This window comes from Brevibacillus sp. B_LB10_24 (assembly GCF_046036945.1).
GTDB lineage: Bacteria > Bacillota > Bacilli > Brevibacillales > Brevibacillaceae > Brevibacillus_C.
In genome coordinates this window covers 1-20,428 of record NZ_JBJQOQ010000044.1, presented here as the reverse complement: position 1 = coordinate 20,428, position 20,428 = coordinate 1, and the positions used below count along the sequence as shown (strand labels likewise).

The following is a 20,428-nucleotide window of genomic DNA, read 5'->3' as shown; positions in this document are numbered from 1 at the left end:
AGCGCCTCAGTCTTCATCGGACTGAGGCGCTTCCTGTTCCATCCGCCGCCTCACCTGTTCCCTTGGCGACCAGCAGTCGAAGCGGTAATGCGGCTTTGTCTCATACGTAAGCCTGGCGCAGCGGTACGACGCTCTGCCGTTCCCCTTCTCGACGCGAAAGTGCTCGCAGGTGGCACAACAGTGGTAGCGGTTCACATTCATTGCAGTACCCCGAGCATCTCTTCCGTCGTTGGAACGCCCCTTCGTGCAAAAGCGATCTTTCCCGCTTTGTCAATGACGTAGACAATCCGCTGCTGGGCGATCAGTCCGAGCATTTTGGGGACAGCGTACCGCTTCCGGATCGCTCCTTCCCGATCCGCGATCAAGGGAAAGGAAAAGTGATATTGCGCGGAAAACCCCTGATGCGTCTCAAGGGAACCCGGGTTTACGCCGAACACCGCCGTATCGCTTCGCTCAAACTGGTCGATATCCGCCTGTACGGCACAAAGCTGCTTGGTGCAGACGGGCGTGTGATCCCGCGGATAAAAGATCAGCACGACGTTTTTCTTCCCGATATAGTCTGCCAAACGCACTTCGCCGCAGGTACTCTCGGCCGTGAACAAGGGCGCACTTGCTCCCACTGGCAGCATGGCTGTCGCCTCCCTTTGCCCCTTGGCTTCATCTTGACTCAAGTGTACCTTGCCTTCGTGCCGGCGGGCAATCCCCTTCTTCCCTCTCACATGTGCCCTTTCATCATGCCCTGCCAATACATCACCGGCAGCACGTGTTTTTTCAGCAGGTACATGCTGTAGCGCTCCTTGGACTGGTCAAACCAAAAGGTCTCGCGGGGATTCAGATCGTAGTCAAATTCGGCCAGCACCAGGTTGCCGTACCCGGTGACGAGCGGACAGGAGGTATAGCCGTCGTACTTCTCGGCAAGCGGCTTCCCCTCCATCTGGGCGAGCAGATTACCCGCCACGACGGGGGCTTGCTTGCGGATGGCGGCGCCCGTCTTGGAGGTGGGCAAATTGCTGCAATCTCCCAAGGCAAATACGTTGGCAAAGCGCTTGTGCTGCAAGGTATGCTTATCTACGTCCACCCAGCCGGCTTGGTCGGCGATCAGGCTCTTCTGAATGAACGGCGGGGCGTGCATGGGCGGTACGACGTGAATCATGCTGTACGGGAGCACTTCCAGCTCCCCCGTCTCGACGTGCTCAAAGACGGCCTCCTTGGCATCCGGCTTGATCTCGATCAGATTGCGCTTGAACTTCGTGATGATCTGCTTGCGCAAAATGACCTGATCCAGGGTAGCGGCGTATTTCTTGACGGCGAAAATGGTTGGGCTGGCCGACGCAAAAATCACTTGGCAGTGCTGTCTGATCGCCCTTTTGCAAAAATACTCTTCCGCCAGGTACATGATTTTCTGCGGGGCGCCGCCGCATTTCACCGGGGTATTGGGCTGAGTGAAGATCGCGTTTCCCCCGGTAAAGTTCCGGATGCTCTCCCATGTGCTGTCGACGAGGTCATAGGAATAATTGCTGCAGACGCCGTTCCTGCCCAGGGTTTCCTGCAGACCTTTGATCTTGTCCCAGGCTACGTGGATGCCGGCGGCCACCACCAGATAGTCGTAGCGAACGCTCATCCCCTGTGCAGTCACGAGCCGATTCTCTTCGGGAAGAATGTCCGTCACGCTGTCCTTCAGCCAGTCGACCCCTTCCGGTATGAGGGCAGACATCTTCCGCTCGGTCGCTTCTTTTTTGGCTACACCTCCGCCAACCAATGTCCACAGCGGCTGATAATAGTGCTTTTCGGCCGGGTCGAGGATGGCGATTTTCCCGGACAGCCCCTTGGCCTCCCGAGCCAGCCTCGCCGCAACCGCAATCCCGCCGCTTCCGCCGCCTACAATCGCAACCGTATAATGCGTTTGTGACACGCTTATCCCCCCTGCAGAGTCATCGGGTACCTCTTTCTTTTTTCATATGAAAAACCGGCGGAATTAAGACTGAACAAAAAAACGGACCGCCCCCAAATGGAACGGTCCATGCGTTTACTTCGCTTCGTTGGAAGCGTACTTGAAGTCGACAAAGCCGAGCGGGTCGATGACCACGTCTTTTACCGAATCCTTTTTCACCCATGCGTAGGTGTAGTAGTAAATCGGAATCGCCGGCATTTCATCCATGATCATCGCGTCTGCCTGCTTCAACAGTTCAGCCCGCTTCCCGCTGTCCTTCTCTTCCGTTGCCTTGGTCAAGAGGTCCTTGTATTCCGGGCTGAACCAGCCGGTTTTGTTGTTGCCGCCCTTGTCGCGGAACACGTCAAGGAAGTTGATCGGGTCATTGAAGTCGGCTATCCAGCTGGCGCGGCCGATCTGGAAGTTGCCCTGTTTCATGTCTTCGCGAGCAACCTTGTTCTCCTCGTTTTTCAGCTTCACTTCGACGCCGAAAGCTTTCCGCCATTGGTCTTGAATGGCTTGGGCAATCCGTTGGTGGGTCTCGTCCGTGTTATAGAGAATCGTAATTTCCGGAAGCTTATCCAGCTTCTGCTCCTGCATTCCCTCAGCCAGCAATTTTTTCGCCGTTTCGATGTCTCCGTCTTTGAAGTAGCCGTCGGGCTTGTACGACATCGACGGAGGCAGGATGCCAAGCGCTACCTCGCCCTTGGATTGCAGGATGTTGTCGACGATCTCCTGGCGGTTGATCGCGTAGCTGAAGGCCTGGCGAATTTTCTTGTTGTTGAACGGCGCCTGCTGCGTATTGAACAAGTACCAGTACGTCCCGGCCGTCGCTTGGCTCTGCAGCCCTCCGGACTCCTTCAGGGAAGGCATTGCGTCCAGCGGCAGGTTGCCCAGCGGGGAGCCGGCCCAATCCAGATCGCCGCTGTCGAACATATTCAATTCCGTATTGGCATCGTCGATCATATACAGCGTCATTTCCGACAGTTTGACGTTGTCCTTGTCCCAGTACTGGTCGTTTTTCACCAGGGTGATTTTTGACTTGTGCTCCCACTTGTCCAGTTTAAACGGACCGTTGCCAATATAGGTAGACGGGTCGTCCGCCCATTTTCCGTTGCTCTCGGCCACTTTTTTGTTTACTGGGAAGTAGGTGACAGATGCAACCAATTCAGGAAAAAACGGGGTCGGATGCTCCAGCGTGACGACCAGTGTCTTGTCGTCCGTCGCCTTGACCCCGACTTCGTCGAGGGAGACACTGCCTTTGGTGGCCGCTTCCCCGTTCTTCAGGTAGTAGAGCTGATAAGCGTAGCTGGAAGCCGTCTTCGGATCAAGGACCCGTTTCCAGGCGTATTCAAAATCCTGGGCCGTGACCGGATCGCCGTTGCTCCACTTGGAATCCCGCAGGTGGAACGTATACGTCAGCTTGTCATCCGATACTTCGTACTTCTCGGCAGCTGCCTCGTGCAGTTTTCCATCAGGACCGAGGCGAAGCAGTCCGTCGAAAGCCGCCCGCGGAACGACCATGGAAGGGATGTCCTCAGCCAGACCAGGGTCGATTGTCGACGGTTCAGAGCCCATGTTCACCGAAAGCTTTTGCGCCCCCGCAGCCGATCCAGAATCCGCGGCGCTTCCTCCCGATGTGCTTTCAGAGTTGGAAGAACAGCCGACAAATAGTAAACTAAGCGTTAGAACGATACTCATGGATAGCATGCCGAATTTGCTCTTGTTCATAAGCGCCCCCTTGTTTGTCCATAAACAATCAAAACGTTCCATTACTCCATGCAAAACCTAGTCAACATCCGTTTTCTTCTTCCTGTGTTGTCCTCCCTTGCTGTTCTATAGCTGTTATTCTATCTTGCTAAAACGGAATATGATTTATAATATTATATTACGAATATTATGTCTATCAATTATTTTTTGGGTACATAAGGAGGGGTAGTATGTTAGCGGATTTGCATGAGGAACTGGAAGCGCTCCTTTCGTCGGCTGGCGGGGAATGGGGGATTGTCCTGGAACACCTCGGGACGGGTGAGCGCTGGACGCTTCGCGAGGATCAGCGGTTTTTCTCTGCCAGCCTGATCAAAGTCCCGGTCATGCTGGCCGTCTTTGCCGAGGCTTACGCCGGCCGGCTGAGCTTTGAAGAGAAGATTCCATTGCGGCAGGAGGATTTGGTCGGGGGATCGGGCGTACTGCAGCATATGTCGCCGGGTATTGCTTTGCCGATCTGGGACTACGTGACACTCATGATCATCCAAAGCGACAACACTGCTACCAACGTGCTGATCGACCGCGTCGGCAAAGAGAGCGTCCGCGCCGCCTTGCAGCTTGCCGGGATGACCAACAGCCAGTTTTACAACAAACTGATGATCATGCCTGCCGAGTTGGAGGGACTTAACGAGGTGACCGCAGGCGACATGGCCAGGATCCTAGGGAAGCTGGCGACCGGAAAAGTTCTCTCCTACAACAGCTGCCTGCAGATGATCGGGATCATGAAACGCCAGCAAATTCGCGACTGCCTCCCCCTGCACCTGCCGGACCCCGATCCGTCTATCATCGGCGGCCAACTCTTGTGGGAACTGGCTCACAAGACGGGAAACGTGACGAACATCCAGCACGATACCGGCATTCTTTACATCGGCCAAACGGCAATCACGATCGCTGTGCTGTCCAAGGATGTAGAGGCGCGGGCAGCCCGTGACACGATCGGAAAAATCGGCAAACTGGTGTACGATCATTGCCGCTAACCGGAAGTTATCCTGGTAACAAAAGAAACTTTTTTAAACTTTCTGTATATTTGTTCCAATGTACATGTTATAATGCTATATAGAGAGAATTTTAACCTTCAAGGGCAGTTGGCTGATCCCCTATAGAAAGGGGGTGAACAAAAATGACTGTATATGAAGGGTTATCTCTCATGGTTACATTTGGGGCGCTGGTATTAGCAATGGTTTCTTTCCCCAACAAACGGAAATAACCGCCTGTACATGTGGAGATCAGCGGTCATTTCAATCTAGCCGCTCCCTTGAGGGAACGACAATTTTTGCCACAGGTGTTGGCACCACCTGCGGTTTTTTTGTGTTTGTCGAAGGGTCGCTTTGACACCAACAAGATTCATTTTATCACAGGTAATTTCCTGATGAAACATTTTTTTATGTAAATTCATTCAATTCCTCGCCTGCTCCCCGTCGGCAGCGGCTGGTAAAATCACATCGATGACCGTTCCTCTGTTTGGCTCGCTGTGGATCCGAATGCTGCCGTGATGTTCCCGAATAATCTTGAAGCTCACCATCAATCCCAGGCCTGTTCCCGATTCTTTCGTAGTGTAGAAAGGGGCTCCCAGTTTGGGGATATGCTCTTCGGGGATTCCCGGACCTTGATCCTGAAACTGGATCAGCACCTTGTCCCCATCATGCACTCCGATGGTGACGGCCACTTCTCCGCCCCGGGGCATGGCCTCGATCGCATTCTTCAGAATGTTGAGGAAAACCTGTTTCAGCTGGTTGGCTTCTCCTTCGATCTCCGGAATTCTCCCATTGACGCGGGTGGTAATCGATACGTCGTTTAAGATGGCTTCCGGCTGGATCAAGGTGATTACGCTTTGCGTAAGCGATACCAGATCGATTCGTTTGAAATGAACGCTCTGCGGCTTGACCAGCAGCAGCAGTTCATTGACGATAAAGTTAATCCGCTCCAGCTCTGTCAACATAATGCCCAAATAGGCCTGATTTTTGCTCTGCGTTGACTGAAGCAGTTGAATAAATCCCTTGAGCGCTGTCAATGGGTTGCGTATTTCGTGGGCAACGCCGGCAGCCAACTGTCCCAGGGCAGACAGCTTGTCCGACTGCCGCAGCAATTCCTCCGTGTGTTTCCGCTCGGTGATGTCCCTGGCAATACAAAAAAGGCCAACAATCCGGTTCCTAATCATAATCGGAATACTGTTGACAGACAGATCGATAAATCTTCCGCTTTTATGTTTGACAGTCAATTCGCTCATTATCTGTTCCCCTGCGATTGAGCGCCGAAAAACATCCTTTGCCAGATTCAGATCGCGCTCTACGATTAACCTGTCAAACGAGCGGCCCAGTACATCTTCCTGCGAATATCCCGTAATCCTCGTGGTTGCCGAGTTGATACTGACGATGGTTCCCTTTAAATCGACTGAGCAGACGATGTCAGGATGATGTTCGAACAGCGATTTGTAGCGTTCCTTGTTCTCCAGCATCAACTGTTCCCGGATCCTCTGCTTCGTGATGTCACGAAAAATACAGACGTAATACACACATTCTTCGAAGAGAAGGTCGCGGATGCTCACGCCTAGGTCGAACATCTGGCCGTTTTTGCGCCGCCCCATTCTTTCGCGCTGCGGGTCATCTGCTTCAGGCCCGTAAAGAATGTGCATAAGCGAATCTCCGTTTGCCTGGGGAATCAGCAAAGAGAGCTTCTCCCCCAGCACTTCATTTGCCGAAAAACCGAATAGTTCTTCGGCCGCCGCATTAAAAGAGCATATTACACCGGAGGCTTCGATCGTGACAATCGCCTCGGGAGCATTTTGGATGATGACGTGTTCTTCAAGTCCGGAATGATTGGGATAGCTGCGATATCCGTTCAAGTCTCCTTTTCCCTCCTGTTATGCTGGCGTTGCTTTGATAGTCATTTCAATTATGAAATTTTCTGTCACTTTCAGCATAGAGGAGAGTGATTCCTCCAACAAGCGAAAAATTACGACATAATTCGACAAATACACCAGCAACAATCGACAAGCTTACACAAAGGAGGCAGCCGCTCTGACGCGCTGCCCCCGTCTCCAGGATCGCTTTCTATTGTCAGGTGTTTCTTCTGGTCATCTGCTGCCAGACTGTACCGCTGGCTTCCTCTCCTCCTTCAATCCGTTCCAGGGCCATCTTCACCTGCATGCTCACTTCAAATTCCGGATCGTCCTGGGCCTCCCGCAGCGCGGGCAGGGCCGACTCATCCCCCACCTCGTACAGAAAGCGTGCGGCTCGCCAGCGCACCAGCTTGTTCGGATCCTGCAGGGCTTTTGCCATCGGTCCGATCGCGACCGGATCACCCAGGTCAGACAAGGTATCGCCAGCAGTCCGCCGCACTGATACCGAGTCATCCATCAGGGCTTGGAAGAGCAGGGGAAATACTTCTTCACCGCCGATCATGCCCAGATAGACGACAGCGAGCCGGCGAATGGAGGACTTCGAGTCGGCAAGCGCTTTTTTCAGCAGCTCGATGTCATTTTCCGTCGGGTTGAGCCGCTCAAATGCCGCGTAGCGCTTTTTCCAATCGGGATGGTCGAGCATTTCCGCTATTTTTTCGGTTGACCATGTATCGATCTGCTCAGGGGCTGCAGGCTCAAAGTGGAAGGCCTGTTCTACAAGCTGTTCCAACCGTCCTGCGTCGTATGCCGCATCCAGCTCCTGGGCGACCTCTTCGCCGATCTCCTGCATGGTCCCGTAGCGGACACCCTGTTCCACCCACTTCCGCTCCATGACCAGGTTGGCCGAAGCCGCTCCGGCGCGCATGGCCGCTTGGGTAAAGCGCTCCGGCAAGCCGACCCGCATCTGCTCCAGACCGGCAGTCACTTTTACCTGCATCGGTATGTGGCGGAACATCTGAACAAAGACGTTGACTTCCTGCCACGGGTCTTCCTGGCAGCTCTGTGCCTCGGCCTGTACAGGCTGTGCAGTTTCTTCCCCCAGTACCTCGCCTGCCTGGGCCAGAATCGCTTTCCAATCGGCGTTCGCCTTCCGCTCCAGCGCGATAAAGTCGGCTACGTGGAAAATGCTCTTGACTCCTTCAATCTCCAGCAGCTTTTTGATCTGTTCCGGCGCGCGATCCCGGTTCTCCTGCGTATATGTCATCTTCACCCCGGGGGGCAGCTTCTCGTCCAAATTCAACTTCATGCTATTGGGGCTGGGAGTCGGTTCAATCGATACGATTTTCATCTTCCTTGCTCACCCTCCATCGTTTTTGCTCTGGTTCAACTCGTAACCATTATATCGGAATTACCGTTTTCTCCATAATATGAATGTGCACTTGTTAAAAAAATCAAGTATAATATGGTTCTGAACGAAATTAATTGAGGATAGGTGGATGTTGGGATCATGAACGAACAGAAAGCATACAGGGTTCTCCTATACTATAAATATGTCCATATTGAGAATTACGAGGAATTCGCGGCGGAGCACCTGCAATTTTGCAAAGAGCTTGGCTTGAAGGGGCGGATTCTCGTTGCCGAAGAAGGAATCAACGGAACCGTATCAGGCACGGTCGAACAGACTGATGCCTATATGAAGCACATGCACGAAAACCCGCTGTTTGCCGATCTTTGGTTCAAGATCGATGAGGTGGACAAGCATGCGTTCAAAAAAATGTTTGTCCGGCCCAAAAAGGAACTGGTTACGTTCCGCGTGGAAGAAGAGCTCGACCCCAACCAATTGACCGGCAAGTATTTGCAGCCGAAAGAATTCTACGAAATGCTGCAGCGGGATGACGTGGTTGTCCTGGACGGTCGAAACGACTACGAGTACGACCTCGGCCATTTCCGCAACGCGATCCGGCCGGACGTGGAATCCTTCCGCGAGTTTCCGGAGTGGATCCGGAAAAACTTTCACCAGTTTAAAGACAAGAAGGTGCTCACCTACTGCACGGGCGGCATCCGCTGCGAAAAGCTGACCGGCTTCCTGTTAAAAGAAGGATTTGAAGATGTCTACCAGCTGCACGGCGGCATCGTCACCTACGGGAAGGATCCCGAGGTAAAAGGGCAGCTGTTTGACGGGAAATGCTACGTGTTCGACGAACGAATCTCTGTTCCAATCAACCAGGTGGAGAATGTTGTCGTCAGTACATGCTACCACTGCGGCAAGCCGGAGGACAGATATCTCAACTGTGCCAACCCGGAATGCAACCTGCAGCATATCTGCTGTCCGGAATGTGAAATCGAACACAAGCGTTCCTGCTCCAAGGAATGTGAGGAGCATCCTCGCAACCGGTACGTTCTGGAGCAGGCCGAACTGGCTGGCGCCGGAAAATAGAACAAACATCTGGAGCGGTCTTTCCGAAGCTGTTAGCAGCTTAGGGAGACCGCTCCTGTCATTTCTGTAACGCTTGTGAGCGTTGGAAACTCTTATACCAATCACCTTGATAGGTTAAGACTCCTTCGTCGCCTTCTACCAGCAGTCCGTACTCTCTTCCGCTGGTCACCAGCTCCATTCGCTCTCCCGCAGGCGTTTCGAACGTTACGTAATAATGGGTGGTGGAATGGCGGTGCGCCTGATTGTTGTGCATGCTCGTATGTCCGGTAACTTTTATCCTTTTTGCGATAACCCTTGCCCTGGTCGTTAACAGCGGAGAAGTCGCATTTTTTACATAATAGCGAATCGTACGCAAAATACCGAACAAGATAAAGCCGGCAACTGCGAGGAAAAACAACAGAAAAAACGGAGGCATGCCGCTAAAAAAGCCATCTCCAAATCCCGGACCTATGAACATGTGAACAACCTCCATCTGAAAAACGTGGCATATCAGTTTATTTTACCATAATTCGACCGATATAAAATGTTCTTTTAACCTGTCATACTTGTCCATACCCTTCCAACTAGACATGCATAGGATGTAGTAGATTTACGTAAAGGGGGTGTACCGGACAGCCATCATGACTCTTTCATGATGGCTGTCCTTTTTTGCTTTGAAACATTTGGAAGCAAGTTTAATGTGACAAAATGTTGAACATGCAAAAGGATCATAGTAAAATGAAAACGCTCCCAATTATTTATCTACAAATCTTTTCGTTTCGCCGTTAGACGATTTATCACTCATTTTTGTCAGGAAATCCAGTTATTTTTAAAATATTACTTGAATGAAAAAGTTTGTTCTTATTGATGGAGGGATTTTCATGCGAAACGAGCAAAACTCTACCGAATTGAACCGCAGTCTGGAAAAGCGCCATATCACGCTGATGTCGCTGGGCGCTTGTATCGGCGTCGGCTTGTTTCTCGGTTCCGCTACCGCGATTAAAATGGCCGGTCCTGCGATCCTGTTGGCATACGCCATCGGCGGTTTGGCTATTTTTATCATCATGCGGGCCCTTGGCGAAGTCGCCGTGCAAAATCCCGTCGCCGGGTCGTTCAGCCGCTATGCACGCCGCTACATCGGACCGCTGGCCGGTTACTTGACGGGTTGGAACTACTGGTTTTTATGGATCTGTACCTGTATGGCGGAAATCACTGCAGTCGGCATTTACATGGAGTTCTGGTTCCCCGGGATTCCGCGTTGGATCTGGGCATTGGCGGCCCTGATCATCATGAGCGCGGTCAACCTGATCACGGTGAAGCTGTATGGTGAACTGGAGTTCTGGTTTGCGATGATCAAGATCGTCACCATCGTACTGATGATCGTCATGGGCATTGGGATCATTCTCTTTGGCTGGGGTAACGGCGGTATCGCTACAGGCATCCACAACTTGTGGACCAATGGCGGCTTCTTTGCGGGTGGCGTAAGAGGCGTTCTGATGTCGCTGCAGATGGTCATGTTTGCCTACCTTGGTGTCGAAATGATCGGGGTGACGGCAGGTGAAGTGAAAAACCCGCAAAAAAACCTGACCCGTGCGATCGATACCGTCTTCTGGCGGATCCTGATCTTTTACATCGGAGCCCTGTTCGTCATCATGTCCATCTACCCGTGGACCGAAATTGGCGCGAACGGAAGCCCCTTTGTGCTTACCTTTGAGAGAATGGGCATTCCGGCCGCAGCGGGAATCATCAACTTCGTCGTACTGACGGCGGCGCTCTCCTCCTGCAACAGCGGGATTTTCAGCACAGGCCGGATGCTGTTTAACCTGGCGGAGCAAGGCGAAGCTCCAAAGGGCTACAGCAAGCTGACCAAAACAGGCGTCCCGGGCAAGGCAATCCTCGCCTCCGCCGTTGTACTGCTGTTCGGCGTGGCGCTTAACTACCTGGTGCCGGAAAAAGTATTTGTCTGGATTACCAGCATTTCTACATTCGGCGCTATCTGGACGTGGGCTGTCATTCTCGTGACCCAGCTTCGCTATCGCAAGAGCTTGTCCAAAGACGAGGCAAATCAGCTTCAATACAAGTTGCCGTGGTATCCGTACAGCGTGTATGCAACGCTCGCATTTTTAGCGCTTGTGATCATCATTATGGCTTACTTCCCTGACACGCGGATTGCGCTGATCGTCGGACCGCTCTGGCTCGCTCTGTTGACCGGCGTCTACTACGTCAAAAAATTGAACCGTACCGCCGGCAGCAAAGAAAAAGCCGTCTCGCAACCGAACTAAAATCAGCCCACTCCCCCGGCATCCTGACAGCTTTTCCCTGTCCGCTTCTGCAATTTTATGGAAGCGGACGGTTTTATTACAGCTGGTTTTGCTGTACACTGTAGGTTAAAGAATCCCTGCAGCCATTGTCGACAGGGAGGTACGATAGGAGGGCTCTGTTTTGAAACGTTTGCTCATCGCATCTTTGGCAGCAGGCATCATTTTGCTGCAAGGATGCACTGGCCAAAGCCAAACCCCTACGGACGCTACCGAACCGACAAATCCGCCGGTCGCCCAAGAACCGGGGAACAATCTCAATCCGCAAGAACAGCCAACCGAACCGGGTTCTGCCAAAGTCTATGAAAATGACGTTTTCAAAGGGGTAACGGTAGAAAAAGAACAAGATGACACCTACCGGGTGAAAGGGCAGGCCAAAGTATTCGAAGGCGTTGTCAACTATTCTGTAGAAGATGGCCATAATGTACTTGCCTCCGGTTCTGCCAAAGCATCCAAGGGAGCGCCTGAGTGGGGCGACTTTGCGTTTACCGTCACCGCCAAGAAAGCAGAACCGAATACGACGCTCATCCTTTTCCTGTCTGAAAAAAGCGCAAAAGACGGAAGCTCTCAAAACGGATTGCCGATCGTGCTCGAAGAGAGCCAGCCGAAGTGAATACCTGGCCGCTGCCGGACTTTACGGAGCGATGGCCGCATGTTGAAAACCGCCAGGATGGGAATCCTGACGGTTTCATTGTAATAGGCGGCTATTTTTACTCGTTTAAGGCCGCTTGCAATTCTTGCAAATTTTTCTTCATCACGCTGATATAGTCAAGGTTTTGCGCCCTCTCCTCGTCAGTCAGGCCTTCCAGCGGGTTTAAGACGGCCGTTTTGGCGCCAACCTCCTTGGCGACGGTTTCTGCTACCTTGGGAGAGACGAGTGTTTCGAAAAAGATCGTTTTTACATCGTGTTCCTTGGCAAATTTGACGATCTCAATCAATTGGGCCGGAGACGGTTCTTCCTCCGGTGACAAGCCGGAGATGGGAACCTGGGTCAAGCCGTACTGTTTAGCCAGATAGCCAAAGGCGGCGTGCTGGACGACAAATTCTTTCCGCTTCGCAGAAGAAGCCATCTGTTGAAACGCCTGATCCAGCTCTTCCAGTTCTTTGATGTAAGCGGCAGCGTTTTTCTCGTACGCTTCCCGATGGGCGGGGTCGGCCTCGATAAGGGCCGCTTCGATCTGCTGAACCTGTTTTTGCGCCAGGGCGGGATCAAGCCAGACATGGGGATCGAGGCCGTGCTCATGATCGTGTTCGTGTTCGTGGCCGTCGCTGTGGGCTTCATCCGCTTCTTCTTCCGCGCTGCCCTCCATCAGGTCTATCCCATGCGTCGTCTCCACTACCTTCAGCTTCTCGTTTTTGGTGCTGCCCAGCGCATCCTCTACCCAGCCCTCGAGGCCGCCTCCATTGTAGACAAAGACATCTGCGTCGGCAATCGTCTGGATGTCTTTCGGAGTGGGCTCCCAATCGTGCGGTTCGACACCTGGCGGCACGAGCGCGGTTACGTCGGCGTAATCTCCCGCTACCTTTTGGGCAAATTCATACATGGGATAAAACGTGGCTACTACCTTTAGTTTGCCGCTCGGTTTTTGTGTCTGATCCGAAGCGGCGGGTTGGTCTGCCGCACCGCAGCCCGCCAAGGCAAAACCGGCGGCAGCCACGACGGCAACAGTCTTTTTCCACAAAGGATGCATATCTCTACCCCTCTTTCGCATAATACCAAATATGGATTGTCTCATATTGTCCGTACATTCTCACAAAACGGAATGATTATGATTTAAGGACAATAATAGCCTACCTTACGCCAGGGGTTGTTGTCAACACAAATCATAATGATTCCGATTTATTTTTCTCATGCAGCAACCCCCCGTACTTTACGGGGGGCTGTTGTCGTTCGTCTTTACTTCAAGGAGTTGTATGCATTGGCCTCGCCCGCTCCAAACAGCTGGTCGGTGCCGGGTTTTCCGTAATCGATGGCTGTTTTCCGGATATGTGCTGCTACCTGAGCCGGCTTCCAGTCAGGATGGGCAGCCTTGATTACTCCGGCGATGCCGGCCACTTTGGGAGAAGCCATTGAGGTGCCGTGCAAGAGCGCGTACCCCTTCAAATTGGACGTAAAGTACGGGTCGAGATAGGTCGGCCAGGTGCTGAGCGTTCGGTAGTGGAAATCCCGTTGGTTCAATTCGCCCGTTTTGTCATAGTCCGGACCGTTGTCCCCGCCCGGGGCTGCAACGTCGATCGAACGGCTGCCGTAATTGGAGTAGAAGGCAATCTTGTCGGTCGACCATTGGATCGATGAAGAGACGGTGATTACGCCTGGAATCTGACCGGGCACCTCCATTGATGCTCCTTTGAATTTGAGGCCCAGGTCGCCGTACGTTCGGTTCATGTATGCTGTGACCTCGGTCGGATTGTTTAGGTTGAGCGATTCGTTTCCGGCGGAGACGACGACCGTGGTTCCTTTTTTGACGGCGTACTGGATCGCTCGCTTCCAGACTAATACGTCGGCGATGTCGCTGTACGATCCGCTGTTTTGATATGTGTAGCGAGAGATCGCGTCAAATCCGCCTATCGACATGTTGATTACATCTACGTTGTCGTCGGCAGCCTGAATCAAAGCGTCGGCAATCCATGAAGTAGGTGCTGAACCGCTTTCGGGGAAGACACGATACACCCGGATGCCCAGGTTGGGTCCGACCCCCTTCACTTTCCCGTTCGCAGCGATGGCGCCGGCTACATGGGTCCCATGACCGCCGCGGTCTTTGATGTCGTCGGGATCGCCAGTCTCATCCTTGTCCGCTCCGGCCGGGACGAAGTTCTTTCCGCCGAGCAGGTTTGCCCTCAGGTCGGGGTGCCAGGGATCGATTCCCGAGTCGATGATACCCACAACTGCCTTGTGTTTCACCTCGCCGTCTGGTCCCGCTGTTCCGCCGGTCTCCAACTCGTAGGAATCGCCGTTGTGAGTGACCCGCTTAATGTCCCATTGGTAATCCCAGTAGCTATCGATTTGATCGGGCTGCGGGATGTCAGTGACCGGCATTCCGTCTGCCGCTTCAGGTTCCAGTCTCTCGTCAAAGAGCTGGTGTTTCATCTCCAGATTGGCGGCATGGATGGAAGGCTGCCCTTTCAGATTGGCGACAAAGGATGCATCGTCGGACTCCACTTCTACAGCGCCGATCTTCGGCAATTCCCGGAGAACCTTCCCGTTAGCCCGTGAGATCATTTCATCATAGTTGGCCGGAAGAGCGTTTTTAAACGTGACGAGGTAGACTTTTTTAGCCTCTCCCGACTGCGAGGCGAGCACCGATCCGTGAGTGCCCCACGCCATACTCGCGACCAACGCTACTGTCAAAGCGGCAAATGACCATTTTCTTTTCATACCATCCCTCCGACAATTTGGAATAGAAAAATAATTCTCGTTACTATTTCCTATTCCTTTCCGTCGAAAGTCCTGTTATGTTAAATTTTCTACATCAGATGAGACAAAAAGGGCACAGCCGACCCGCTTGTTTTCTTATTACTGCCATGAGAAAATGATCGAGATCTCGACGGCAAAAAAATCCCCTCCTGTGACAGTGTCATTTAACTCCATAAAATGGCGTCTCTTTTCACTGTCTGCCGCAAGGGGATATCCTGTCCTCATTCTCCGCTCATCTCATTTTCCGGCCGATAGGAATGCAAGAGACCGGGATTGGCCTCCATCGTCTGCCGCGTTTCTGGTGTGCCCAATTCGTAGATCATGTTGTAAATCTCCCGTAAGATTTCATCGTACTGATCGTTGGGGGAATCGAGGTGGTATGGCACGCCGGGAAGGTGGTTTCGCCAAAAAGCGATATGGTCGCTGTCCCACTTGTTCCCAAACAGATCCATCAATTTATCGACTTCTTCCGGGGTGGCGTCGATTTCCCATTCGTAAGCGGCATCCCCCTGGTTAAGCATGACCGTTCCCGCTTGAACAGATACGTAATACCTTCTCTTGTCCATACATGTCGCCCCCTCATTTTAATAAAAATAGTACAAGTACACGACAACGCCGATCACAACCACTATCGGAAACAGGATATAGGCGAGCAATACGGGATTCGCCATGACGGGATGCCTGAGGATTGTCCGATTCGTCCCTTGATCCACTTCGTGATGCTGTTGCTTTCGAATCGTCATAAGGGAAAGAATAAAGCCGATCACAACCACTACTGCGGCAAACAGCAACAATACAATCATCACAGTAGGCAACTTGCCCAACTCCCTTCTCCTTCGCAAACTGGGTTATAGTACCTATAGTAATGCTCGAAACCAGAGCACTTATGTGTGTGAAAATAAGGAACTCCGATGAAAGGCGATGAAGTCATGAGGATAAACCGGCTTGAACGAAGCATCCGCGAACTTGCAGGCTCACTCCGCGGAAAAGCGAGTGTGTTTATTGAAACGGAAGAAGGCACGATTCAACTGGCCGCCAACGAACCGTTCCCCGCTGCCAGCTTGATCAAAATTCCCATCATGCTGGCAGCGTACCGACAGGCCCAGCTTGGTCTGCTTGACCTGAGTAAAAAACACCTCATCCCGGAGAGCATGCGGGTCGGCGGGATGGGGGTGATCGCCCATCTGTCTGCCGAACTGAGCCTGTCGCTGCAGGATCTGATCGCCTTGATGATGATGGTATCTGACAATACGGCCACCAATATGGTGATTGACCAGGTGGGCATCGACGCAGTCAACCGGCTGGCCGTCGATCTGCAGTGCTACCAGACGGTACTGGGACGAAGGATGATGGACTGGGAAGCCGCCAAAGCGGGAAAGGACAACCTTACCTCAGCCGCCAATGCAGTCCGCTTTTTACAGGAGATCACAAGCGGCAAAATATTGAACGAAGCAGGCAAAAAAGCGGCGTACCACACCCTGCTCCATCAACAGTTCCAAACCAAGCTGCCCGCCCTGGTCACAGGCAGCCGCTTTCGGGATGTCGTCATCGCTCATAAAACCGGAGAACTGCCTGGCACGGAACACGATGCCGGTATCATCTCGATTCACGGCAGGCGGGCATATGTCGCGGTACTGACGACCGGGCTGGAAGACAATGCTGATGGACGCCGCTTTATCGCCAATATAGGAAAACGGGTCGCCGACTACTTACTGGGCTAAAAAGCATGCAGCCCCTCCATCTCTAGCAGCCGGAGGGGCTGTCGCTTTATCCCTGGTTCGGGCGTTCAATGTGACGGATGCGAAAGCAGTTCATTCCTGTTTTGCCCAAATCTTCAAGCAGCCCGTAGTTGGCCCACGCCCCGACCACCGCTCCGATGCCGGGCAACAGCTGCAGCATTTTGCGAAAGTCGATGGAGTCGCGGTATTCCCGCTGAAACTGCTCCCAGTTGATGTGATCCAAGGAGCGCTCGGAGAGGGGCAGCGTCTCGACATGCTGCTCCCAATGAACGATCGTTTCGAGCAGTTCCGGGCGCTTCTCCTGACTGGAGAACGCGAGCTGGAAGACGTACAGGAGAAACAGCCGCTCCCGGTAATCGCGGGTGTCAAATCCGTAGAGGTGAGCCAACTCAAACAAAAACTTCATTTTAATCGCGATCAGAGCGGGAAAGTCGGCCATACCCGCTAAAATGCCTCCCGCTCCGGTGCCCGCCCCTTCGGCAGCGGCGATCTTTTTGTAGCGGGAGAGCAGCTCCCGTGCCTTCTCATCCCGCTGCTTTAATGCGAGCCCGTGCTGCGGCTGCCCCTTAGGGACCAGCTCAATTCCGAGCAGCGTGGATTTGACGATTCCCTTCACCGCTGCGGTAATCGTTCGGTGCACCTTCTCCGGGATGACGGCATTGACCCGATCCTGCACCTTTTTAGAGGTGCGTTCGAGTATTCCGGCCGGCTTCAACAACTCCCGTTTCCAACGCTGTATCTCCAACCGAACCTGTTTTTCGTATAGATCCATGCTGCAGCTCCTTCAATTGAATCAGATACTCCTCATCGCGATTTTCTGCTTCTTTTGCCGCTCTGTCAATCGCGGCGTTTACAGTCACCGTGTCAGGGAAGGATAAGAAAAAGTGCACTGGCCCTGTGGCCGGGTGAGTCGGAGGAACGAAAAGGGAGGAAAAGCATGCCTGAACTTCCTGAGATGGAGAACTACAGGAAGCTGCTGTCGCAGCAGCTCGCCGGCCGAACGATAACGAATGCGGCGATTCATCGCGTGAAATCGATCAATACGTCTGTCGAACAATTTCGGGAGGAAGTCATCGGAAGCCGCCTCGCACAGATCAACCGGCGGGCCAAGTATCTGCTGTTCTCACTCGACAGCGGAAAGGTGCTGCTGCTGCATCTCATGCTTGGCGGGTGGATGTACTGCGGGACAGACCGGGACAAGCCCGAGAGGACGACGCAAGTGGAGCTTTCGTTTGGCGAAAAGACGCTGTATTTTATCGGCTTGAGATTGGGGTATCTTCATCTGTTGACCCCGCAGGAAGCGGTGGCTGCTCTGGCCGGATTGGGGCCGGAACCGCTGGACGAAGACTTTACGGAAGCGATCTTCATCGACCGCTTCAGGGGCAAGGGCGGCAGACTGAAAACGGCGCTTATCGACCAAAAACAGATCGCCGGGATCGGCAATTGCTACTCGGACGAAATCTGCTTTGCCGCCGGAATTAAGCCGACACGGAGCTGCCGGGAGCTGACGGAGGGGGAGTGGTCAAAGCTGTACCGGTCAACGCGCCGCGTCTTGACGGAGGCGATAGCCCGCGGCGGCTATATGGAGTCACCGCTTTACGCGGGAGACACGTTGACCGGCGGCTTCGACGAGCTGTGCAAGGTATACGACCGCTCAGGCGAACCGTGTTACCGGTGCGGCGGACCGATCGTGCGGACAGTCATTTCGGGAAGAAAGACGTTCTACTGTGAACGTTGTCAGAGCTGATGGGACCTTCCCGGTCAAGAAGACGGCTGGGATTGAATGACTTTCAACAAGGATGAAATCGTCGACAGATGCATCGCTTCATGGACAAAGGCAAAGTTGAAAACTTCACCGGCGGTCTCGAATCGCAGTGCCCCCATTTCAATCGGCGACTTCAGCGGTTGATCCAGCATATCCGGTGAAACCGCAGAGAATCGTTCAAGCTGCTCGGATAAGTATTGGACCAGCTCCTCTTTCGTCGGAGGCTCATCCGTCCAGTTCGCCGGTTTTGTGCCGGTGTTGAACAGGCCCTTGTACGTCTCAGGAAGATCGGAGCTAAAGGGGAAGCCCAGAGAGAGAAAGAAATCCACGGTTACAAGCATGTGCCCGACATTCCATCTGATCGTATTGTTGAACGCCTGCGGTTGAACGTCAAACAATTCCTCGGGGATCGCTTGTACCTGTTTCAGTGTGATTTGGCGGACGTTTCTGGCTGTGTTCAGGATGGTTTGAGACATACCGCAACTCCTCCTTGCCATTCTTTATTTGACCCTCTCGATTGAGGTCAAAGTCAGTATACCCCCTTGATCCATTTTCTTCAATTCAGATTACCGATTATAATGATAATTAGCAGTGATGATCGTCTCTGGGGGGAAAGCATATGGAACTAAGGCAATTGGAGTACTTTGTCGCCGTGTGTGAACAATTGCACTTTTCAAGGGCAGCAGAGAGGCTGAACACGACACAGTCAAATCTCAGCCAGCAGATCAAACTGCTGGAGAACGAACTGGGGATTCCCCTTTTTGACCGGATGGGGAAGCGCATCGCCTTGACGGAAGCGGGGCGTCTGGTGTACGAACAGAGTCAGCGAATTTTTTCCCATCTGCAATACACGCGTGATGCCATCGAAGAAATGAAACATGTTCAGGGAGGAACGCTCTCGATCGGTGTTCTCCCCGGAGATGCCGACCTGTTGTTTAACGCCCTGCTCGTAGAATTTCACCGGACATATCCCAAAATATCTTTATCCGTTATCGAAACCACCAAAATTTCCGAACAGATCATCCAGGGAACGATCGATATCGGCGTCACGACCACGCCGCCGCCTGATAAACGCTTGACCATCATCCCGCTGGTGAACGAAGAATTCGCGCTGGCGGTCCGCTCCGACAACCCGCTTGCCCGCAAGAAAGCAGTTCCTTTTTCCAGTCTGCAAAATTTGAAAATGGTGATGTTTCCTCCAGATCATCAGGTGAGACAGCTCATTGACCAGACTTGTCTGCAGTCGGGCTTCCGCCTGCAGCCTCATATCGAAACCACCACGCTATCCTCCCTTCTCTCCTTGGTGGAACAAGGAATAGGAGCTTGCGTTTTGCCCCGCTTGCTGCTGGATAGTCTCGGTTCAAAAGAAATCGTCACCGTTCCGTTGACCGATCCTGTTCCAAGCCAAGACATCTGTATCGTATATCGATCCGACAGGTACATCGGATTTGCTGCACGTACGTTTATGGATATCCTGCAGGCGTACATCCAAGCCGCGATCGAAAGGTCGGGCAGCAAGCACGCCGTCGCAAAATAATCTGGCAGGCGCGCCCACCGCACAATGCCGACAACCTGATTATTCCGGTAGTCGGCATTGTGCAGCTTATTCTCCAGCTTTGTCTCTTGAAAAACCGGAAGAAGACCGCTGGTATAGAGACTGCCAACGGTCGTTGATCATTACCTTCCCTGGGTCTGCTTGGTCCGGTAAAACTCGTGAAACAGCTTCATTAAGGCCCGTTTTTCGATCCGGGACACGTACGAACGGGAAATCCCCAATTCCCGGGCAATCTCCCGCTGGGTCTTCTCCTTGTCTTTGTCCAGGCCGAACCTGCCGATAATCACTTCCTTTTCCCGGTCATCGAGAATGTGAATGTGCTGATAGATCTTATGACTCTCCAGTTTCAACTGGACTGCGTCCACCACTTCATCCGATTCCGTGCCAAGCACGTCGATCAAGGTAATTTCGTTCCCCTCTTTATCAGTCCCGATGGGATCGTGCAAGGATACGTCTTTGCGTGTTTTTTTCAGGCTGCGTAAATGCATAAGGATTTCGTTTTCGATACATCTGGCGGCATATGTGGCCAACTTGGTTCCCTTGTCAACCTGGTAGCTTTCGATCGCTTTAATCAGCCCGATCGTCCCGATGGAGATGAGATCCTCACTGTCTTCCCCGGTGTTTTCGAACTTTTTTACAATATGGGCAACCAGCCGCAGATTGTGCTCAATCAGCTTGTTGCGC

General features: G+C 52.8%; 22 protein-coding genes. 8 read left to right on the top strand and 14 right to left on the bottom strand.

Annotated features, from left to right (window positions below; all coding sequences use genetic code 11):
• Positions 1-6 precede the first annotated feature (6 nt).
• The 4 genes from ACI7RC_RS25205 to ACI7RC_RS25190 all read right to left on the bottom strand — a co-directional run bounded on the left by ACI7RC_RS25205 (position 7) and on the right by ACI7RC_RS25190 (position 3,661).
• Positions 7-201, bottom strand: a complete 195-nt coding sequence (locus tag ACI7RC_RS25205; RefSeq protein ID WP_408110941.1) for a hypothetical protein — start codon at positions 199-201, stop codon at positions 7-9.
• Positions 198-719: a peroxiredoxin gene (locus tag ACI7RC_RS25200; RefSeq protein WP_408110940.1), complete on the bottom strand. Its 522-nt coding sequence runs from the start codon at positions 717-719 to the stop codon at positions 198-200. The genes ACI7RC_RS25205 and ACI7RC_RS25200 overlap by 4 nt, the downstream gene beginning before the upstream one ends.
• Complete coding sequence (locus tag ACI7RC_RS25195; RefSeq protein ID WP_408110939.1) at positions 716-1,912, bottom strand: FAD/NAD(P)-binding oxidoreductase; 1,197 nt, start codon at positions 1,910-1,912, stop codon at positions 716-718. Before ACI7RC_RS25195 ends, ACI7RC_RS25200 begins: the two co-directional genes overlap by 4 nt.
• A gap of 114 nt (positions 1,913-2,026) precedes the next feature.
• Positions 2,027-3,661, bottom strand: a complete 1,635-nt coding sequence (locus ACI7RC_RS25190; protein WP_408110938.1) for a peptide ABC transporter substrate-binding protein — start codon at positions 3,659-3,661, stop codon at positions 2,027-2,029.
• Positions 3,662-3,870: 209 nt separating this feature from the next.
• Between ACI7RC_RS25190 and ACI7RC_RS25185 the strand changes: the two genes are divergently transcribed.
• Positions 3,871-4,674 carry a serine hydrolase gene (locus ACI7RC_RS25185; RefSeq protein WP_408110937.1) on the top strand — a complete coding sequence of 268 codons (804 nt, stop codon included), beginning with the start codon at positions 3,871-3,873 and terminating at the stop codon, positions 4,672-4,674.
• A gap of 143 nt (positions 4,675-4,817) precedes the next feature.
• Positions 4,818-4,904 carry a putative holin-like toxin gene (locus tag ACI7RC_RS25180; protein ID WP_408110959.1) on the top strand — a complete coding sequence of 29 codons (87 nt, stop codon included), beginning with the start codon at positions 4,818-4,820 and terminating at the stop codon, positions 4,902-4,904.
• Between the two features lie 189 nt (positions 4,905-5,093).
• On the opposite strand, the gene ACI7RC_RS25175 is transcribed toward ACI7RC_RS25180, so the two are convergent.
• Together ACI7RC_RS25175 and ACI7RC_RS25170 are read right to left on the bottom strand one after the other, a co-directional pair.
• The gene (locus tag ACI7RC_RS25175) at positions 5,094-6,539 is read right to left on the bottom strand and encodes a PAS domain-containing sensor histidine kinase (protein WP_408110936.1); all 1,446 of its coding nucleotides are present in this window, start codon (positions 6,537-6,539) and stop codon (positions 5,094-5,096) included.
• A 214-nt stretch (positions 6,540-6,753) separates the two neighbouring features.
• Positions 6,754-7,884 carry a conserved virulence factor C family protein gene (locus ACI7RC_RS25170; RefSeq protein ID WP_408110935.1) on the bottom strand — a complete coding sequence of 377 codons (1,131 nt, stop codon included), beginning with the start codon at positions 7,882-7,884 and terminating at the stop codon, positions 6,754-6,756.
• A 159-nt stretch (positions 7,885-8,043) separates the two neighbouring features.
• Between ACI7RC_RS25170 and trhO the strand changes: the two genes are divergently transcribed.
• On the top strand, positions 8,044-8,973 hold the full coding sequence (trhO, locus tag ACI7RC_RS25165) for an oxygen-dependent tRNA uridine(34) hydroxylase TrhO (RefSeq protein WP_408110934.1): 930 nt from the start codon (positions 8,044-8,046) through the stop codon (positions 8,971-8,973).
• 58 nt (positions 8,974-9,031) lie between these two features.
• Here trhO and ACI7RC_RS25160 read toward each other — a convergent pair whose 3' ends face one another.
• The gene (locus ACI7RC_RS25160) at positions 9,032-9,430 is read right to left on the bottom strand and encodes a DUF2500 domain-containing protein (protein WP_408110933.1); all 399 of its coding nucleotides are present in this window, start codon (positions 9,428-9,430) and stop codon (positions 9,032-9,034) included.
• A 403-nt stretch (positions 9,431-9,833) separates the two neighbouring features.
• Here ACI7RC_RS25160 and ACI7RC_RS25155 point away from each other — a divergent pair, with 403 nt between their 5' ends.
• Together ACI7RC_RS25155 and ACI7RC_RS25150 are read left to right on the top strand one after the other, a co-directional pair.
• A complete protein-coding gene (locus tag ACI7RC_RS25155) occupies positions 9,834-11,234 on the top strand; it encodes an amino acid permease (RefSeq protein WP_408110932.1) in 1,401 nt (466 codons plus the stop codon).
• 160 nt (positions 11,235-11,394) lie between these two features.
• Positions 11,395-11,883, top strand: coding sequence for a Gmad2 immunoglobulin-like domain-containing protein (locus ACI7RC_RS25150; RefSeq protein ID WP_408110931.1), 489 nt, complete (start codon positions 11,395-11,397; stop codon positions 11,881-11,883).
• Between the two features lie 97 nt (positions 11,884-11,980).
• Here ACI7RC_RS25150 and ACI7RC_RS25145 read toward each other — a convergent pair whose 3' ends face one another.
• From ACI7RC_RS25145 to ACI7RC_RS25130, 4 genes are all read right to left on the bottom strand, one after another.
• Positions 11,981-12,961 (bottom strand): metal ABC transporter substrate-binding protein, encoded by a 981-nt coding sequence (locus tag ACI7RC_RS25145; RefSeq protein WP_408110930.1) that lies wholly within the window; start codon positions 12,959-12,961, stop codon positions 11,981-11,983.
• Positions 12,962-13,167: 206 nt separating this feature from the next.
• Positions 13,168-14,646, bottom strand: a complete 1,479-nt coding sequence (locus ACI7RC_RS25140; protein ID WP_408110929.1) for a S8 family peptidase — start codon at positions 14,644-14,646, stop codon at positions 13,168-13,170.
• 260 nt (positions 14,647-14,906) lie between these two features.
• Complete coding sequence (locus ACI7RC_RS25135; protein ID WP_408110928.1) at positions 14,907-15,251, bottom strand: hypothetical protein; 345 nt, start codon at positions 15,249-15,251, stop codon at positions 14,907-14,909.
• An 18-nt stretch (positions 15,252-15,269) separates the two neighbouring features.
• Entirely contained in the window at positions 15,270-15,509 is a 240-nt protein-coding gene (locus tag ACI7RC_RS25130) for a hypothetical protein (RefSeq protein ID WP_408110927.1), read from the bottom strand.
• Between the two features lie 105 nt (positions 15,510-15,614).
• Here ACI7RC_RS25130 and ACI7RC_RS25125 point away from each other — a divergent pair, with 105 nt between their 5' ends.
• Positions 15,615-16,406: a serine hydrolase gene (locus ACI7RC_RS25125; RefSeq protein ID WP_408110926.1), complete on the top strand. Its 792-nt coding sequence runs from the start codon at positions 15,615-15,617 to the stop codon at positions 16,404-16,406.
• Positions 16,407-16,452: 46 nt separating this feature from the next.
• On the opposite strand, the gene ACI7RC_RS25120 is transcribed toward ACI7RC_RS25125, so the two are convergent.
• A complete protein-coding gene (locus ACI7RC_RS25120) occupies positions 16,453-17,196 on the bottom strand; it encodes an EcsC family protein (RefSeq protein ID WP_408110925.1) in 744 nt (247 codons plus the stop codon).
• A gap of 165 nt (positions 17,197-17,361) precedes the next feature.
• Here ACI7RC_RS25120 and mutM point away from each other — a divergent pair, with 165 nt between their 5' ends.
• On the top strand, positions 17,362-18,171 hold the full coding sequence (mutM, locus tag ACI7RC_RS25115) for a bifunctional DNA-formamidopyrimidine glycosylase/DNA-(apurinic or apyrimidinic site) lyase (protein ID WP_408110924.1): 810 nt from the start codon (positions 17,362-17,364) through the stop codon (positions 18,169-18,171).
• Between the two features lie 14 nt (positions 18,172-18,185).
• Here the strand turns inward: mutM and ACI7RC_RS25110 are convergent, their stop codons facing one another.
• Complete coding sequence (locus tag ACI7RC_RS25110) at positions 18,186-18,665, bottom strand: DinB family protein (protein WP_408110923.1); 480 nt, start codon at positions 18,663-18,665, stop codon at positions 18,186-18,188.
• Between the two features lie 143 nt (positions 18,666-18,808).
• Between ACI7RC_RS25110 and ACI7RC_RS25105 the strand changes: the two genes are divergently transcribed.
• Positions 18,809-19,726, top strand: coding sequence for a LysR family transcriptional regulator (locus ACI7RC_RS25105; protein WP_408110922.1), 918 nt, complete (start codon positions 18,809-18,811; stop codon positions 19,724-19,726).
• Between the two features lie 140 nt (positions 19,727-19,866).
• Here the strand turns inward: ACI7RC_RS25105 and sigK are convergent.
• A partial coding sequence (gene sigK, locus ACI7RC_RS25100) for an RNA polymerase sporulation sigma factor SigK (protein WP_408110921.1) occupies positions 19,867-20,428 on the bottom strand: 562 nt, incomplete at its 5' end.